12 protein-coding genes are annotated in these 17,461 nt (G+C 70.0%); 3 read left to right on the forward strand and 9 right to left on the reverse strand.

Features of this window, described 5'->3' with window-relative positions; translation table 11 throughout:
* Positions 1–12: 12 nt before the first annotated feature.
* Together ACIBR0_RS16790 and ACIBR0_RS16795 are read right to left on the reverse strand one after the other, a co-directional pair.
* Positions 13–2,283 carry a nitrate- and nitrite sensing domain-containing protein gene (locus ACIBR0_RS16790; RefSeq protein WP_396716472.1) on the reverse strand — a complete coding sequence of 757 codons (2,271 nt, stop codon included), beginning with the start codon at positions 2,281–2,283 and terminating at the stop codon, positions 13–15.
* A gap of 218 nt (positions 2,284–2,501) precedes the next feature.
* Positions 2,502–3,461 carry an oxidoreductase gene (locus ACIBR0_RS16795; protein WP_396716474.1) on the reverse strand — a complete coding sequence of 320 codons (960 nt, stop codon included), beginning with the start codon at positions 3,459–3,461 and terminating at the stop codon, positions 2,502–2,504.
* Positions 3,462–3,926: 465 nt separating this feature from the next.
* Between ACIBR0_RS16795 and ACIBR0_RS16800 the strand changes: the two genes are divergently transcribed.
* Together ACIBR0_RS16800 and ACIBR0_RS16805 are read left to right on the forward strand one after the other, a co-directional pair.
* Complete coding sequence (locus tag ACIBR0_RS16800) at positions 3,927–5,057, forward strand: tryptophan dimethylallyltransferase family protein (protein ID WP_396716476.1); 1,131 nt, start codon at positions 3,927–3,929, stop codon at positions 5,055–5,057.
* A gap of 24 nt (positions 5,058–5,081) precedes the next feature.
* Entirely contained in the window at positions 5,082–6,479 is a 1,398-nt protein-coding gene (locus ACIBR0_RS16805; RefSeq protein ID WP_396716477.1) for a tryptophanase, read from the forward strand.
* A gap of 79 nt (positions 6,480–6,558) precedes the next feature.
* Here the strand turns inward: ACIBR0_RS16805 and ACIBR0_RS16810 are convergent, their stop codons facing one another.
* The 6 genes from ACIBR0_RS16810 to ACIBR0_RS16835 all read right to left on the reverse strand — a co-directional run bounded on the left by ACIBR0_RS16810 (position 6,559) and on the right by ACIBR0_RS16835 (position 15,136).
* Entirely contained in the window at positions 6,559–7,113 is a 555-nt protein-coding gene (locus tag ACIBR0_RS16810; protein ID WP_357030545.1) for an ATP/GTP-binding protein, read from the reverse strand.
* Positions 7,114–7,131: 18 nt separating this feature from the next.
* Positions 7,132–7,494: a DUF742 domain-containing protein gene (locus tag ACIBR0_RS16815; RefSeq protein WP_396716479.1), complete on the reverse strand. Its 363-nt coding sequence runs from the start codon at positions 7,492–7,494 to the stop codon at positions 7,132–7,134.
* Positions 7,487–7,915 (reverse strand): roadblock/LC7 domain-containing protein, encoded by a 429-nt coding sequence (locus tag ACIBR0_RS16820; protein ID WP_357030539.1) that lies wholly within the window; start codon positions 7,913–7,915, stop codon positions 7,487–7,489. Before ACIBR0_RS16820 ends, ACIBR0_RS16815 begins: the two co-directional genes overlap by 8 nt.
* Positions 7,912–10,254 (reverse strand): nitrate- and nitrite sensing domain-containing protein, encoded by a 2,343-nt coding sequence (locus ACIBR0_RS16825; RefSeq protein ID WP_396716482.1) that lies wholly within the window; start codon positions 10,252–10,254, stop codon positions 7,912–7,914. The genes ACIBR0_RS16820 and ACIBR0_RS16825 overlap by 4 nt, the downstream gene beginning before the upstream one ends.
* Positions 10,255–10,700: 446 nt before the next feature.
* On the reverse strand, positions 10,701–12,041 hold the full coding sequence (locus ACIBR0_RS16830) for an NAD(P)/FAD-dependent oxidoreductase (RefSeq protein ID WP_396716484.1): 1,341 nt from the start codon (positions 12,039–12,041) through the stop codon (positions 10,701–10,703).
* Between the two features lie 239 nt (positions 12,042–12,280).
* Positions 12,281–15,136, reverse strand: a complete 2,856-nt coding sequence (locus ACIBR0_RS16835; protein WP_396716486.1) for an aconitate hydratase — start codon at positions 15,134–15,136, stop codon at positions 12,281–12,283.
* 270 nt (positions 15,137–15,406) lie between these two features.
* Between ACIBR0_RS16835 and ACIBR0_RS16840 the strand changes: the two genes are divergently transcribed.
* A complete protein-coding gene (locus tag ACIBR0_RS16840; RefSeq protein WP_396716488.1) occupies positions 15,407–15,775 on the forward strand; it encodes an ArsC/Spx/MgsR family protein in 369 nt (122 codons plus the stop codon).
* 20 nt (positions 15,776–15,795) lie between these two features.
* On the opposite strand, the gene ACIBR0_RS16845 is transcribed toward ACIBR0_RS16840, so the two are convergent.
* Positions 15,796–17,451, reverse strand: coding sequence for a hypothetical protein (locus tag ACIBR0_RS16845; RefSeq protein WP_396716490.1), 1,656 nt, complete (start codon positions 17,449–17,451; stop codon positions 15,796–15,798).
* Positions 17,452–17,461 lie beyond the last annotated feature (10 nt).

The following is a 17,461-nucleotide window of genomic DNA, read 5'->3' on the forward strand; positions in this document are numbered from 1 at the left end:
CGGGGGGTGGGGTCAGTTGCCGGGGGCGGTGGGCGTGGCCTCGCCGTCGTGGTCGTCGTCCGCGCCGGCGGCTCGGCCTCTGCGCGTGCCGTCCTGGAAGGCGGCCATCTTCCGGCGGACCACCTCGGGGTCCCGCTCGGGAACTGGCGCCGGCTGCGGTGTGGGGGACTCGGTGGCTTGGGATGCGCGGCGGACGCGCTGCGGCAGGCCAACGTCGGTGACGTCGCTGGCCGTGGCGGAGGGCGCGCCCACCATTGGCCCGGGGGTGGTGGACGCCGGGCGCCGCGGGGTCGGGACCACTGCGGTGGACGGCTGTGCCGGGCCCTGGTCGGCGTCGGCGACGGATTGCCGTGCACCGACGACGGCAAGAGCCTGTGTGTCCGCCTGCGGACCGCGCAGGGCGGCGTCTGCGCCGGCTGCTTGCGGATCGGTGACAAGGTCGCTGGGGATGAGCACCACCGCGATGGTGCCGCCGTACGCCGATTCCTTCAGGCTCACGCGTACGCCGAGGCGCGACGCGAGACGCGCAACGACGAACAGCCCGAGCTGTGGATTGTCGGACACGCGGAAGCCCTCCGGGGTACCCAGCCGGGCGTTTGCCGCGGCGAGATCCTCGGGGTCCATGCCGAGACCGCGGTCCTCGACTTCGATGGCGTAGCCGTGGGCGACCAGTTGACCGGTGACGCGGACGGGTGTGGTGGGCGGGGAGAAGGACAGTGCGTTCTCGATCAGCTCAGCGAGCAGGTGGGTGGCGTCGGCGACGGCGCGGCCGGCAAGAGCCGCGTCGGCCATGGGGAGGACGGAGACGCGGGTGTAGTCCTCGACCTCGGCGACGGCTCCGCGTACCACGTCGAGGATCGGGATGTCACGCTTCCAGGTTCGCGGCGAGGTGGCGCCGGTGAGAACGATCAGGTTCTCCGCGTTGCGACGCATCCGGGTGGCGAGGTGGTCCACGTCGAACAGACGCTCCAGCGTCGTGGCGTCGTCCTCCTTGCGCTGCATCTCGGTCAGCAAGGTGAGCTGCCGGTGCACGAGCCCTTGGGTGCGGCGGGAGATGTTGAGGAACATCGCGCTGACGTCGCGACGCAACTCAGCCTGCCCGACAGCGGCCCGGATGGCGGTGTGCTGCACGTCGTTGAACGCGCCGCCGACCTGGCCGAGCTCGTCGCGGCCGTAGTCGAGGTCCGGCGCTTCGGCGTGTACGTCGACGCGCTCGCCCCGACTGAGTCGCTCGACCACGGTGGGCAGCTTGTCGGATGCCAGGTCACCTGCGTCTCGACGGAGGCGGTCCATACGCCGGACGAGGTGCCGGGAGGCCAGCAGCGACGCCCAGACCATCAGTGCGCCGAGGCCGGTGGCGAACAGCAGGCGGAGCACGACGCCGGCGACCACGGGGATGGCGGCGGCGACCAGTGCGTCGCCCCGAGCGAGGATCAGGTCGTTGACCCCGTCACGTGCCGCCTGGGAGGCGCGTTGCCAGTCCGCGACGGTCAGACGGGCGGCGCTGGTCGGACCGGCCTCGATGACCTGGTCCTCGTAGCGTTGCAGGCGCCCGAAGGTGTCTCCGGTGGTGAGCTGGCGCAGCGCGGCCTGGTCGTCGGCGGGCAGCCTGGGTCCGGTGTCCCGGACGAGGAACCGGTAGGTGCCGACCAGTTTGGTGAACTCGGCGTGCTCGGCGGGGCTGAGCCGCCCGGCGGTGAGTGCTCCCGTCACCAGGGCGTCCTGCTGGGACATGACCTCCCATGCGCGCTTGAGGTCGATCAGGTTCGCGGTGGTGTTGGCGATCTGCTCGTCGTCGAGCTTGCCGAGGGAGCTCCACACCCGGAAGATGCTGTCGATGACGGTGGTGTAGCCGGCGATCGCGGTGGCGCGGTCCACGGTCACGCCGTCGATCGGCTTGCGGGTGTTGTCCAGTTGCTCCAGCTGCGCCACGGTGTCCTGGACGAGCTTGTCGGTCTCGTCGCTACCAGCGAGGCGCGCCTGCCAGCGTCGGGACTGCTCGACGAAGGTGGCCACCGCGGTGTCGGTGGCCTTGCGCGTCTCCTCCAGGGCGGCCCGGTCACGTACGGCGCTGCCGAGATAGACGACGCTGGCCCGCCGCTCCTGCTGGAGGGTGGCGATCAGCGGCTCGCTGGGCTCGTAGACCTTGGCGTTGAGTTCGTTGACGCCGAGCATGTTCGCCCCGTCCCGCAGGGTCATCCACGCGGCGAACGCCCACAGCAACACCAGAGCGGTGACCAGGAAAGCGACCTGCCTGCGCAGGGTGATTGTGCGGGAGCCCATCACACCGTCCCCGGGAAGATAATCTGCCGGATCGCTCGCTTGGCCGGCTCCCGCTGCTGAGAGTGGCTGCCCGTGAGCGCGCAGAAACGTTAGCAGCGCCCGTTGCGCCCCTCAAGGTCGTCACGATCGAACGTCGTCGAAACGTCTTTCTCGGCGCGGCTGCGGCGGCACCAGCGCGCGCTTCACAAGCGCGGCCGGCAGTTCTCGTGAAACACGCCCTAAGCCCGAGCCATCTGGTAGGTCACGTCGGTCAGTTCCTGCGAACGGGCCCACAGCGCCTGCTGCAACGCCTCGTCCCGGGCGCGCGGGCCCAGGTCCACGCGGACGGGATGCCCGGTCAGACCCTGCCAGCCGTCCGGGCCGTACACGTCACCGCCACGGACGTCCGGATCGGCGGCGGCCCGCACCGTGGGCAGGGCCGCTGAGGCGATGTCGTGGGTGAGCCATGTGGTGCACCACTGTGTCTCCGGGCGGGCGAGCAGTCTCATCCACAGGGGGCCGTCACGGGTGATGTCGGTGCGCGCTCCCCCGGGGTGTGCGGCGACGGAGATCACCGGGGCCTGGGCGGCCTCCAGTTGCTGCTGCATCCGGTGCATCGTGAGCAGGTTCGCCAGCTTGCTGTCGCTGTAGGCCTGGAAGGCGCGGTAGCGGCGCGTCCGCCACTGCAGGTCGTCGAAGTCGATCGAACCTCTGCGCTGGGACAGGCTGCTGACCCACACCACGCGGGCGGACGGTGCGGCCAGCAGGAGCGGCATCAGGCGGCCGGTCAGCGCGAAGTGTCCGAGGTGGTTGATGCCGATGTGCTGTTCGAAGTCGTCGGCGGTCCGTCGTGGCGGACCGACCAGGGTCATCACGCCAGCGTTGTTGATCAGGACGTCGAGGTGGTCATGGCAGCGCGCAAGGGCTTCGGCGGCGGCGCTGACGGATGCGAGTGACGCCAGGTCGACGTGCAGGACGCTCACCGATCCGGTCGGTGCCGCCGCGGTGATGGCGACGGCGGCCGCTTCGGCTCTGGTCTGGTCTCGGCAGGCCAGCACCACCGAGGCACCTCGTCGCGCGAGAGCGGTGGCGGTGGCTCTGCCGATGCCGGTGTTCGCGCCGGTGATCAGTACCGTCTTTCCGCTGAGGTCCGGGATCTGGTCGATCCACCAACGCGGCGTAGTGAGCTCGCTTCGCACCCGGCCAGCCTATGGCGTCCGACCGCCGTGAGACACCCGTGAGGTGTGGCGGCACCCCATGCGGGCCTGGGCAGAACGAGAAGAACTGGTGAAGTGTGTCCACAGAGATCAGAGCTTGGCGTGAGCGTCCTCGTCGCGCCTGCGACACCGGTGAGTGACCAGGTGGCCACCGTTTCCGGTCAAATCCCGGCTGAATCCAACCGAGCGTCAAATAGACCGACGTCTATGAAACTCTCCGCAATGGCAAGACCTCTGACTGTGATGTTCGTCTCACTCGACACCGGTTCGTGGAAGATCCACCATGTGGAGAGCAGTTGATCGGACCACCTGAAATGCACACCGTGTCCGTAGGGCGCAGCGCTGGCGTCGGTCTCCAGTGGATCGGCGAGGCGAGGCTACGACCCCGAAGGGAATCACGTATTCGGATCGAGGTGCAGCCGCCCGGCGACCCGACAGGGAGATTTGATGACCGGTTCGTCTCTCTTCGACCATCTTGCTCGGCAGCTGACGGGCTTGTGCGAGGTTGCGCAGACGCGGTCCGACGAGCCGCTACACCTTCTGGGTGACCTGCTCGGACCTACCGGAGCGCGCCCGCTTTCCGCCGCCCCCGCCTGGCCGTCCAACGTTGCGGACGACCACACGCCAGTGGAGTTCTCCATCGCCTGCAACGCTGGCGAACCGCCCACGCTGCGCATTCTGGGTGAGGCGCTGGGGTCCCCGCCGGACGCGATGTCCAACCAGACCGCCGCGCACAGGTTTCTCAGCGCGCGGCCGAGCCGTTCGGGCATTTCGCTGTCCCGGTTGGCAGCGGTTCAGGGCCTGTTCGCCACCGACCGGCCGCTGGGCGACTACACGCTCTGGCACAGCCTGGTGTTCCGAAGTGGACGGCGGCCCGAGTTCAAGGTCTATCTCAATCCGGAGGTTCGCGGGATCCAGCGGGCACCCGACCTGGTCGCCGAGGCGCTACGCCGGCTGGGGCTCGGCGCGGCGTACGGGTCCATTCTCGACCACGCTGTCCGTCCGGGTGAACTGGGACGGCGGGACCGGTTGACATTCTTCGCGGTGGACCTCCATGACGGACCGCACGCGCGCGTCAAGGTCTACCTCACCCATCACGACGCCAGTACGACGGACGTGGCCAGGGCGGCAGGCGCTGTCGACGGTATCGACGCCGAGGACATCGCGTCGTTCTGCACCGCGGCCGGGGGCGGGCGACGCCACTTCGGTGGGCTGCCGCTCGTCGGTAGCTACACCTTCACCAGCGAGACGAAGAAGCCGGTCGGATACAGCGTCTACGTGCCGATCCGCGGCTACGTCAACGACGACCAGGAGGCTCGTGAACGGGTGGCGCCGCTCCTGGCCCGGTACGGCTTCGACAGCGCTCTGCTCGATCGCGCGATCGCTGCGGTGACGGACCGACCGCTGCGCGATGGTGTCGGGCTCATCGCCCATGTCTCGCTGCGGCTGGGTCCGCCCCGGCCGGGAGTCACCGTCTACCTGTCCGCGGAGGCGTACCAGGTGAGTCCGCCGCGGGAAGGGCAACTGGATGCCACCCCGGGCCGCATGAACGCCGCGGCCGACCCCGCCGCAGTCTGATCCCCGAGCAAGGAGCTTGTGCCCATGGACGCGCCCCCGATCTTGCCGCCGTACCGCATCAAGGTGGTGGAGCCGATCCCGTTCCTGACCGCGGAGGATCGTCGCCGGGCCCTCGCCGAGGCTGGCTACAACCCGTTCAACCTGCGGGCCGACCAGATCACCGTCGACCTACTGTCCGACTCGGGCACCGGCGCCACCTCCGCCGCTCAGGAGGCCGCCGCCGCGGTCGGCGACGAGTCGTACGCGGGTGCGCGATCGTGGTTCCGGTTCTGCCACGAGCTCCGCGAGTTGACCGAGTATCCGCATATCCTTCCCGTGCACCAGGGCCGGGCCGGCGAGCGGATCCTGTTCACCAGCCTGCTGAAGCCCGGCCAGATCTGCGTCAGCAACACCCATTTCGACACGACGCACGCCAACGTCAAGCTCGTCGGAGCCGAGGCGGTGGACCTGCCGTGTCCAGAGGCCGCCGACCTGGACAGCCACGCACCGTTCAAGGGCAACATCGACCTGGACGCCCTGGAGAAACTCCTGACCGGGCCCGACGGGCACCGGGTCGGTCTGGTGCTGATGACCATCACCAACAATGGTCTCGGCGCGCAGCCGGTGTCCATGGCGAATCTCACCGCTGTCAGGGACCTGTGCCGGCGGCACGAGAAGCCGTTCTTCCTGGACGCGGCACGGTTCGCGGAGAACGCGTGGCTGGTCGGTCAGCGTGAGCCGGAGTACCGCGACTGGACCCCACGGGAGATCGCCACCCGGGCGTTCCAACTCGCCGACGGTTGTGTCGTGAGCTTGAAGAAGGACGGCCTGTCGGCGATCGGCGGGTTCCTCGGGTTGCGTGACGACGGCCTGCACGCCGCCTGCGAGGCCAACCTGATCGCCACCGAAGGCTTCTCCACCTACGGCGGACTGGCGGGCCACGACCTTGAGCGGCTCGCCCAGGGGCTACGGGAGGTGCTCGACCCCGCCTACCTGCGGGCCCGGGCCGCCTCGACCGCGCGACTGGCCCAGATGATCAACGACGCCGGCGTGGACACCGTCCAGCCGGCCGGCATTCATGCCCTCTACCTCAACGCCGGCCGCCTGCTGCCGCACCTGTCTCCGGGTGAGTTTCCGGGGCATGCCCTCGGCTGCCAGCTCTACCTCGACGGCGGGATCCGGTGTGCCGAACTCGGATCGCTGTACCTGGGTGGCATGAACGACGAGCACCGTCTGGTGACTCCCGCACCGTTCGAGTTGGTGCGGCTGGCCATTCCTCGCAGGGTCTACACCGACACCCACTTCGAGTACGTCGCCGCCGTGCTGGCCGACATCGCGAAGAACCCGGAGCGGGTGCGTGGCTACCGGGTCGTCTCGTCGCCGCCTCTGTTGCGTCACTTCAAGGTGCGACTGGCGCCGGCCGACGAGAAGGATGTCGAGTAGGGGCCACGAGGCCGACGACGGCCGGCCCCGGGCTGGATGCGCCGATGCGTGGCGTGTCCAGCCCGAAGCGTCAACGACGTCAGCCGGCGACCGGCAGGCGGCTGAGGGCATGCTGGACAAGCTCGATCAGTGCCCGCTTGCTGGAGGACCGGTCTCGCGCGTCGCACCACAACAACGGAATTCCGGGATCGAGCCGCAACGCGGCCCGGATCTCCTCCGAGTTGTAGAGGCACTGACCGAAGAACCTGTTGACGGCGACGACGAACGGAATCTTGCGCCGTTCGAAGTAGTCGATGGCAGGAAAGCTGCTGTCCAGGCGGCGAGTGTCGATGAGCACGATCGCGCCCACCGCGCCCTGCGCCAGTTCGTCCCAGACGAACCAGAAGCGGTCCTGCCCCGGTGTACCGAACAGGTAGAGCACCACGTCGGGGGTGATGGTGATGCGTCCGAAGTCCAGTGCGACAGTGGTCTTCTTCTTGTTCTCGACGCCCGTCACGTCGTCCACGCCGACGCTGGCCTGGGTCAGGACCTCTTCCGTGGTCAATGGCGGAATCTCGCTCACCGACCCGACCAAGGTGGTCTTGCCGGTACCGAACCCGCCAGCCACAACGACCTTGACCGATGTCCGATCCACGTTACGTATCCCTCTTCACTAAAGTCTCTCAAGGCCGGCAAGGACCGTCTCCAGCAGCTTACGGTCGGCGACCGTCCGCTGGGCGGGGGAGCCGATCACCAGGAGTCCCTGCTCGAGGAGCACGTCGACCATGACTTTGGTGATGGTGAGCGGGCGGTGCAGATACGCCCCGATCTCGGCGACGGACATCCAGCGCCGGTGACACAGCCGGAGAATGTCCGCGTACTCCGGTTCGAGACGCATCGACTCGTTGGGCATGGCGATGACCTGGGTGGCCAGGTCCAAGGCCGTGTTACGGGGACTCGTACGACCGTTGACGAGGATGTAGAGGGGGACGAGCCCGCCTACCGCCTCGTCGTCGGCGTCCCCGATGTCATGCATGGCCCGTCCCCGGCTGGCCGTTGGACGGCACCGGGGTTCGCGCCTCGGAACCGAGGTACTCGCCGATGCGGGTCACCATGCGACCCATCTCGTAGGCGACGGTTCCCATGTCGACCGACTGCTCGCAGAGCACGGCCAACCGGGCGTTCTTACCGGCCTCGGCCACGAACAGGGTTCGCTTCCGATACTCGATGATGACCTGCTGAACGGAACCGCTATCGAAGAACCGGCCGATTCCCGCGGCGACGCTGTGCAGGGAGGAGGCGCCGGCCGCCAGCGAATCGGCGGGGTCCTGCTGCAGCGACGACGACTTCTGCACAACGAGTCCGTCTGCGGAGAGGACCAGTGCACAGACGACATCTGGAACCCTTACGAGATCGTCGAGGATCCACGTCAGGTTGCTGTGTGCGGAGTTAGTCATGCTTCCCTGCCTTGGTCATCACTGGTTGCCGGTCGGTCGCTGTCGGCCGCCCGGCCGGCCGCCCAGCCGCGCTGGTACTGCGTCAGTCGGTCCCGGACCTCCTCAAGGGGCCGGGTGGAGCCCGGGGACTCGTACTGGGCCGGTTCCTCGTTACGCAACATGGGGGCGAGGTGCTGTTGCGGCTGCCGCAGTGGAAGGGCGGGGCGGGCGTCGAGTCGGGAGCCGCGGGCAGTTCCCAGCACTGCCGGGCCCTCGGGCTGCCGCGAACCGTCGGCGTTGTTTCTCTGATGATTCTCGGTCATCGTTCCGGCCGCACTTCCCGTCTTCTCGCCCTGCTCGATCGGGGTGTGAGGACGCGACTCGACCGGTCGTCTCGGCAGCGCCGCCACTCCCGCCGCGGGAATGGTCGGGACACCGACCAGGGAGTCGCCGCCGACCGACACCGCGGCGGCGACTGTCGACATGGGCTTCTGCGAGATCGTGTCCGTGAGGTCCGGGGCAGCGTCCGGAACGACGATGCGGTCCGGCAGCAGGACGATCGCGAGTAGCCCGTTGTAGGCCGAGGTGCGAAGGGTCACCCGGATCCCGTCGCGCTTGGCCAACGCCGCCACCACGTGCAGACCGATCTGCGTACCGTCGCGAAGGGCGGCCACGTCCGGCGTGGGCGCGGTGGCCAGCAGCGCGTTGGCGCGCTCCAGTCTCTCCGGTGTCATTCCCACCCCCGCGTCCTCGATCTCGACGGCGATGCCGCTCCTGACCTCCCGACAGGTAACCGAGACGGTCGATCCCGGCGGTGAGAAGGCCAGGGCGTTGTCCAGCAGCTCGGCCAGTAGGTGGATGGTTCCGGTGACGGACTGCCCGACCAGTGCCGCGTCGTCAGGCGCGTTGCGGAGGGTGATGCGCTGGTACTGCTGCGCCTCGCCGAATGCGGCCAGGAGCACCCGACGAATGGAGACCGGGTTGTGGAAGCGACGGCCGATCTGTCCACCGGCCAAGATGATCAGGTTTTCCAGGAAGCGCCGGGTCTGCGCGAGATGGTGGTGAATGTCGAACAGCTCGCTCAACATCCGTTCGTCGCCGATCCGGTTCTGTAGCTGCTCGATGACCCGGAGGCCGTGTTGAAGCGGTCGCTGCGGACGACGGGCAATGCCCATGAGCATCGCCATGCTCGCGGCCCGGGTGGTCGCCTCGTCGATGGCCGCGCCCGCCGCTGCCTTCAGCGAGGCCCGGATGACGTCCGCCACCTGGCCGATCTCGTCGCTTCCGTAGTCCTTGTCAGGAAGATCGACGGTGGTGTCCACCTTCTCGTGCCGGCGCAGCCGGTCGATCACCGCCGGCAGCTGACCCACCACTGTCGTGGCGTCCTTGCCAAGCTGGGCCAGCCGGACGGACAGTGCCTGGTCCACCAACACCTGCGACTGGCGCACCGCCCACAGAATCGCGGCGACGGAGATGGACAGGGCCAGAAGGCTGCCCAGGGTCGCGATCAGCAGTTGGTTGTTGCCGGTGCGCAGCGTCCGGGCGGAGACCTTGTCGGCCTGCTCGATCGTCAGACCGACCAGGTCCTGAGAAACCTGGCGAGTGAGGTTGTCCCAGCTGACGCGGTTCGCTGCGAGGCCGCGCGGCGGGCCGTCAGACCACGCGCCGGCGGCGATGATCGCGTTCTCCGCTTCGATCAACTGCTTCCACGAGCGGCTCGCCACCAGAGCGTCATAGCGTTCGCGCGCGTCCGGGTGCAGATGAGGGGACAGGTTGTCCAGGCCGGCGCGATATGACCCCACGAGGCGGACGAACTCGAGGTGGTCCTGCACGCCGAGTGTGCCCGACGCGAAGGCGGCGTCGATCGTCGACCCGGACCGCGACATCTGGTCGCTGACCCGGAAGGTGTCGGTCGCGACGATGCCACCCTGGGCGGCGGCAACGTCGGGAACGATGCGCGCCTGAATGTCGAAGAGCTTCGTCGCCGCGTCGAGCAGGTCGTTGTAGAACTTGTAGACCTCCTTCTCGTCGCCGGACCGGGAATCGATCGTGCTCCGTACGCCGGAGAGCTTGTCGACGTAGCCGACGAAAACCGTCCACTGGTTGACGATCGAGTCGGGTGCGTTGCCCAGACCGGCGTCCGCGACGGCGCGCATTGCCGCCAGGCCGCTGTCGGTGCTCGCCCGCTGTTCGAGCAGTGCCTGCATGTCGTTGGACGGTCGGGAGAGAAAGGCGATGCTCATTCGCCGTTCCTGCTGCACCGAGGCCAGCGCGGGAACGGCGGGAAGCGACACATCCCGTACGCCCTTGGCGACCTCGCGGTTGTAGAAGCCTTGGAAGACCAGGTACCCGGAGGCCACCAACCACAGGGCCAGAGCGACGACACTCGGAATGAGGACTAACCTGATGACCCGCCGCTTTATCGACTGCTCTCGAGTCCGCCGTGGTGTCGACGGGCGCTTGGCTGACTCAGGAAGCGTACGTGCGCGGTCGGCATGTTGATGCGCCAAGTCTATCCAATCGTGGGCAGCCCGAGGACAGCGAGCGACTAATGTTGGCGACGCCGATGCGTGCGCAACCGTACCGGCGGCTGGCGGCTCACACTAGCGCACCCCATCCCTGAGCTGATCTCATCGAGACTCCTCGGGACACGGCGCGGAGCATGCCCGCGCAAACAGCGTCCATAGTAGGCACCAGACCGCTGACTGGGAACAGGCCGATTCCCGTTGTGGTGGCCCGCCTCGTGTCCCTGAGGCGGTGGCGGCGCGGGTCGTGTCGCTCCGCCCCGCCGTAGCACAGTGGGCGGTCAGCCGACCGAGGCTCCCTCCGATGACCGACGCGCCGACCACAACGTCCGGACGAGCATGGCCGGGTGCAGCAGTGCGGCCGGCGGCGCGAGCATGTGCTGGACCTCGATCATGGTCCGGTGCACCCGTGGCGACACGTGACAGGCCAGCATGACCTGCCGCACGTAACGGTTGAGCAGATCGGTGCCGGCCGGCTTGGGCCCGGTTGTCTCCGGGTACATGAAGTCGCCGCCGGTGGCCATCTTCCAGGGCGTGTCCACCAGTGCGCCTACGGCCCGGTAGTAGGAACGCGCCATGCCCTCCGAGGCGCGACCGAAGCGGTCCAGGGATCGCCCGAGCTCCAGTGCCTCCAACACGGCCACGGTCATGCCCTGGCTGTAGACGGGGTTGAAGCTGCAGATCGCGTCGCCGAGCGCGACGTAGCCGGCCGGCACGACCCTCAGGCGCTCGAAGTAGCGACGGAGCGCGGCGGGAAACTTGCGCGCCTCCCGCTCGCCCAGTGGCTCACATCGCGCGAGCAGGTCGGCGATGTACGGTGCGGGCAGGCCGGCGGCGAAGTCGGCGTATCCCTTCGGGTCCAGCGGCGCGTGGTCGCCATGCCAGCCGCCGACCGTGATCACCCAGCGGTCCCCCTCGATCGGAAAGGCGACGCCCGCCCGCTTCTGCCGTGGCGGCACGCCGGCGATCAGGGTCAGACGGCCGTCCTCCGGCAGGTCGCCCGGGCTGCGCCGGAGAAGCTGCGTGGTGTACCCGACGTCGCCCCGCACGGTGACAGCCACCGGCGCCGGGCACTCCAGCCGCTCAAGCCAGCCGTTCGATCGACCGCCGCGGCCGGTGGCGTCGACGACCAGGTCCGCGGCGATGTCCTCACCCGACTCGACCCGCACGCCGGTGACGCGTCCCGCCACCCCGGTCAGGCCGCACACGTCCGCCTTCTCGGTGATCTCCACGTTCGGCAGCGCACCTACGCGCGATCGCACCACCCGCTCCAGATAGGCCCGGCTGAGGCTGATGCCCCGCAGACCCGTGGGGAACCGCACGCGCCGGCCGCCCATCTGGACGGTCAGGACGTCGAGTCCCGGGTCGAACGGTACCGCGCCGCCCGCGATGAGCTCCTCGGTGATCCCGGGAAACAACTCCTCCAGGCCCAGGCGCCCACTGATCAGCAGGGCGTGGGGATGCATCCCGTGGGGTACGCCGCGGCGGTCCCGAGCGGTCCCGGGCAGAGCGTCACGGTCGAGGACCCTGACCAGGTCGAAGCGGCTGGCCAGGGTCGCGGCGGCGGCAAGTCCGCCGATCGACGCACCGATGACAACCGCACGTTCGCCGACCGCACCCATGAGGGCCTCCCTTACCGTCCGGCGCAAGCCTTCGGGTCCGCCTGACATTGATCGTGATTGTGGTCGACTTTCGGGGTCGTGGCGAGCCTCTCGATGCACGATGCGGGTTCGCTTCCGCGGGAACTAAGCCGCGGAACGGGCCGACACGGAGACCCGCGAGGCCCGACGGGCGGAGCGAGCCGTCCGGTACGCCGAAGGGCCCGCCCCCACCGGGGAACGGGCCCTTCGTCCGTGGTGCGTCAGCTGGCGATCATCCGCCGCAGCACGTACTGCAGGATGCCGCCGTGGCGGTAGTAGTCCGCCTCACCCGGGGTGTCGATCCGGACCACCGCGTCGAACTCGACGCCGCTGTCGGTGGAGACCTTGACCGTACGCGGCGTCTCGCCGTCGTTCAGCGCGGTCACCCCGGTGACGGAGAACGTCTCGGTGCCGGTCAGGCCCAGCGACTCGGCGGTCTCGCCGGCCGGGAACTGCAGTGGCAGCACGCCCATGCCGATGAGGTTCGAGCGGTGGATCCGCTCGTACGACTCGGCGATGACCGCGCGGACACCGAGCAGCATCGTGCCCTTGGCCGCCCAGTCGCGCGACGAGCCGGAGCCGTACTCCTTGCCGGCCAGGACGACCAGCGGGATGCCGGCGGACTGGTAGGCGACGGAGGCGTCGTAGATGGAGCTCTGCTCGCCGGTCAGGTGGTTGACCGTGAAGCCGCCCTCCACACCGGGGACGAGCTGGTTGCGCAGCCGGATGTTGGCGAAGGTGCCCCGGATCATCACCTCGTGGTTGCCCCGGCGCGAGCCGTACGAGTTGAACTCGTGGCGCGGCACGCCGTGCTCGGCGAGGTACTTCCCGGCGGGGGAGTCGGCCTTGATCGAACCGGCCGGGGAGATGTGGTCCGTGGTGACCGAGTCGCCCAGCTTGGCCAGGACCCGGGCGCCGGAGATGTCGACGACGGCCTGCGGCTCCCGCTGCATGCCCTCGAAGTACGGGGGCTTGCGGACGTAGGTGGAGTCGCCCGCCCAGGCGAAGGTGTCACCGGTCGGGGTGGGCAGCGACTGCCAGCGCTCGTCGCCGGCGAACACGTCGGCGTACGCCGCGCTGAACCCGGTGGCGCCGATCGCCGAGGCGATGACGTCCTGGATCTCGGCGCTGTTCGGCCAGATCTCCCGGAGGAAGACCGGGTTGCCCTCGCTGTCCTCACCGATCGGCTCGTTGGCCAGGTCGATGTCCATGGTGCCGGCCAGCGCGTACGCGACCACCAGCGGCGGGGACGCCAGGTAGTTCATCTTGACGTCCGGGTTGATCCGGCCCTCGAAGTTCCGGTTGCCGGACAGGACCGAGACGACGGCGAGGTCGGCGTCGTTGACGGCGGCGGAGATCTCCTCCGGCAGCGGGCCGGAGTTGCCGATGCAGGTGGTGCAGCCGTAGCCGACCAGGTGGAAGCCGAGCTTCTCCAGGTACGGCGTCAGGCCGGCCCGCTCGTAGTAGTCCATGACGACCTTGGAGCCCGGGGCCAGGGTGGTCTTGACCCACGGCTTGCGGGTCAGGCCCTTCTCCACGGCGTTGCGGGCCAGCAGGGCCGCGCCGATCATGACCTGCGGGTTGGACGTGTTGGTGCAGGAGGTGATCGCCGCGATCACCACGGCACCGTGGTCCAGCTCGAACTCGGTGCCGTCGGCGCCGATGACCCGGACCGGGTTGCTGGCGCGGCCGCCGGAGCCGACCGCCGCGGTCTCCAGGTCGCGCGGGGCGTCGGCCGGGTCGTTGACGGCGTTGGCGGGGGAGTCGCTGGCCGGGAAGGACTCGGCACTGGCCTCGTCGGCGTGACCGGCCACCCCGAACGGCTGCTCCTGCTGCGGCACGCCGGGCTTGCGGCCCGGGTCGCCGCCGGTCTCGTCGGCCGCCACGTAGTCGGTCAGGGAGGCGCGGAACAGCGTCTTGGCGCTGCCCAGCGGCACCCGGTCCTGCGGGCGCTTCGGGCCGGCCAGGGACGGCTCGATCGTGCTCAGGTCCAGTTCGAGGCGCTCGGAGTACTCCGGCTCGTGGTCCGGGTCGTGCCAGAGGCCCTGCTCCTTGGCGTATGCCTCGACGAGCGCGACCTGCTGCGGGTCGCGGCCGGTCAGCTCCAGGTAGCGGATGGTCTCGGCGTCGATCGGGAAGATAGCGACGGTGGAGCCGTACTCCGGGGACATGTTGCCGATGGTGGCGCGGTTGGCCAGCGGGACGGCGCTCACGCCGGGGCCGTAGAACTCGACGAACTTGCCGACCACACCGTGCTTGCGCAGCATCTCGGTGATGGTGAGGACCAGGTCGGTGGCGGTGGTGCCGGCCGGCATCTCGCCGTGGAGCTTGAAGCCGACCACGCGCGGGATCAGCATGCTGACCGGCTGGCCGAGCATCGCGGCCTCGGCCTCGATGCCGCCGACGCCCCAGCCGAGCACGCCGAGGCCGTTGACCATCGTGGTGTGCGAGTCGGTGCCGACCACGGTGTCCGGGTACGCCTGGCCGTTGCGCTCCATGATCGTGCGTGCCAGGTACTCGATGTTGACCTGGTGCACGATGCCGGTGCCCGGCGGGACGACCTTGAACTCGTTGAAGGCGGTCTGGCCCCAGCGCAGGAACTGGTAGCGCTCCTTGTTGCGCTCGTACTCCAGCTCGACGTTGCGCTCGAAGGCGTCCTCACGGCCGAACAGGTCGGCGATGACCGAGTGGTCGATGACCAGCTCGGCGGGGGCGAGGGGGTTGACCTTGGTGGCGTCGCCGCCGAGGTCCCGCACGGCCTCGCGCATGGTGGCCAGGTCGACCACGCAGGGCACGCCGGTGAAGTCCTGCATCAGCACCCGGGCCGGGGTGAACTGGATCTCCACGCTGGGGTCGGCGGTGGGGTCCCAGCCGCCGAGCTGCCGGATGTGGTCGGCGGTGATGTTCGCGCCGTCCTCGGTCCGGAGCAGGTTCTCCAGGAGGACCTTCAGGCTGTAGGGGAGCCGGTCGTGGCCCTCCACCGTGCCGATCTTGAAAATCTCGTAGCTCGCGTCTCCGACGCGTAGCTGGGTCTTCGCACCGAAGGTGTCGAGGCTCGCCACGTCGTACTCCTTCACACCAGCGACCGTGAGTAGTCCTGAGCAGTCTGTCGCACCGGCCGGAGCGCCGCCCAGGTTAGGTGACACTTACCGCCGGTTCCGTTTCCAACAAAACCGTACGTCCGTCTTGCTATTCACGCAACCTCGTGCCAGGGTCCGGGACGAGGACGTGCCCTCGCCGCCCGGCTGGCCGCCACTGACCTGCCGCCGTGTGGCCGGAGAGCCGCTGCTGCGCGGCCCGGCCGACCATCCACGGGGAGGGCGGTCGAGGTCTGTCACGATGTCGGCATGGAGATCTGGCACAACCCGGCCTGCTCGAAGTGCGCCGGTGCGCGCACCACCCTGGAGGAGGCGCGGGTGCCGTTCCGGCTGCGGGCGTACCTGGAGCAGCCGCCCGACGTGGACGAGGTGCGTGACGTGCTGCGTCGCCTCGGGGCCCGGGCCTGGGACGTCTGTCGTACGGGGGAGTCGGCCGCGGTGGCCCTGGGCATGGCCGGCTGGGCCCGCGACGACGCGACCGAGGCACGCTGGATCGAGGCGATGGTGGCTCACCCCGAGCTGATCCAGCGGCCGATCCTGCTGCTCGACGACGGAAGCGCGCTGGTCGGCCGTACCCCGGACGCGCTCGACGAGGCGGTCCGCCGCGCCCACGGGTGAACCCGGCGGGCGCGGGCCGGTCAGCCGAACAGCGCGGCCCAGAGCACCACTGCGGTCAGGGTGACGACCTGCCCGACGTTCACCAGCAGCAGCGGTCGTCCCGCGTCGGTCTGCTCTGCCGGCTCGCGTCCCCGCCGCCGGGCCGAGGCCGCCGGCGGCCGGACGATCCCGCCGATCAGCAGCGGGGCCAGCCCGGCCAGGAGGCCGACGTGGAGCGCGCCGGCCCCCGGCGGCACGCCCTCGACGGGACCGACGCCCGCGAAGAGCACCGTCAGGGCGAAGGCGAGCAGAACGACGCAGCCCATGAGGGCGTACAGGGCGGGACGGCCGGGCCGCGCGTGCCGGTAGAGCAGGCCGGCCAGCACCATCGTGCCGCCCACCGCCGTCCAGCCGGCGACGGCGAGCCCGACCGGCTGGCACCGATCGGTGGTGCAGAGCAGGTCGAAAAGGCCGGAGAGCGTGGCGTCGGCGGCCTGGATGCCGAGCACGATCGCGGCGAGGACGGCCGCCACCGTGCCGACGATCTCCAACGGGTTGAGCGTCGGCCACACCGGCCCGCCGTGCCGGTCGCGTGCCGGCCGGGGCGTGGCCAGCGCCCGCAGCGGCGCCCGGGGCGACAGCGTCCGACCGTCGACCGTCACCGTGCACCATCGACCGTAGACCGGGGCGCCGTGCAGCATCGCGGGCCGCCGCTTCCCGCCGGGCAGGCCGTCCTCCGGCCGGACCGGCACCTCACCGAAGGGCAGTTCGTCCATGGCCCGGTGGCGGAGCCGGACCACCCCGTCGGCGAACTCGACGAAGACCTGGCCCGTCGGCTGGGGTCGGCGGGTGAACCGCCACCGGGACGCCAGGGCCGTCGCCACCGGCGCGCTGCCGCCCAGACCCAGCACACCGAGCAGGGTGGCCAGGGACAGCCACGGGGTCAGGTCGTACGGCTCGCTGAGCGGCTGCCGCAGGCCACGGTCGTCGACGGCGAACCGGAACGGACCACCCACCGGGTGGTCGTCGGCCTCGAACACCCCCATCCGCGTGGTGCTGCCGTCGGGCAGAGCCAGCTCCACCGTCTCCCCGGTCGGATGCGACCGCACCGTACCGGTGACCACCGTCGCGGCGGCCTGTTGGGCGCCCGCCCGGTCCTGGGCGTACCCGACCCAGAGCGCCACCGCGACGCCCGCGCCGAGCAGCGCCACCGCGGCGAGGGTCGGCGCGACCGGCGGGCGCACCGACCAGCGAATCGGCGGCACCGGCTGCCGCTCGACGGGCCCCGGCCGGCGGACGCGGGACCGGCCGGCGGACCGGCGGCGGTGCAGCAGCACGCAGCCGGCCGCGTACGCCAAGGCCAACCCGGCCGACCACAGCGGCGGCCCCACCGAGGGGCGGGCCACGGTGTAGCCGACCAGCGCGAGGGCGGTGACCACGCCCACCCCGGCGGCGAAACGCAGCCCCAGCCACCCGGCGACGACGCTGCTGAGCAGCAGGCCGATCAGCACGTTGCCGGCCCGGTCCGGGCCGCACGGAGCGGCCTCGGTGCACGGTGGGTAGGGCGCCGAGACCAGCACGGTCACCAGCAGCACCAGCCCGCCGACGAACACCAGCGCGCCGGCGACGCGGCGCCGCCGGGCATCGGTGTCGCCGGGCACCTGCCGCGGCGTCCCCCACCCCGGGAGGTCGGTCATCGGTGTCCCC

The organism is Micromonospora sp. NPDC049497 (assembly GCF_044465805.1).
Classification (GTDB): Bacteria; Actinomycetota; Actinomycetes; order Mycobacteriales; family Micromonosporaceae; genus Micromonospora.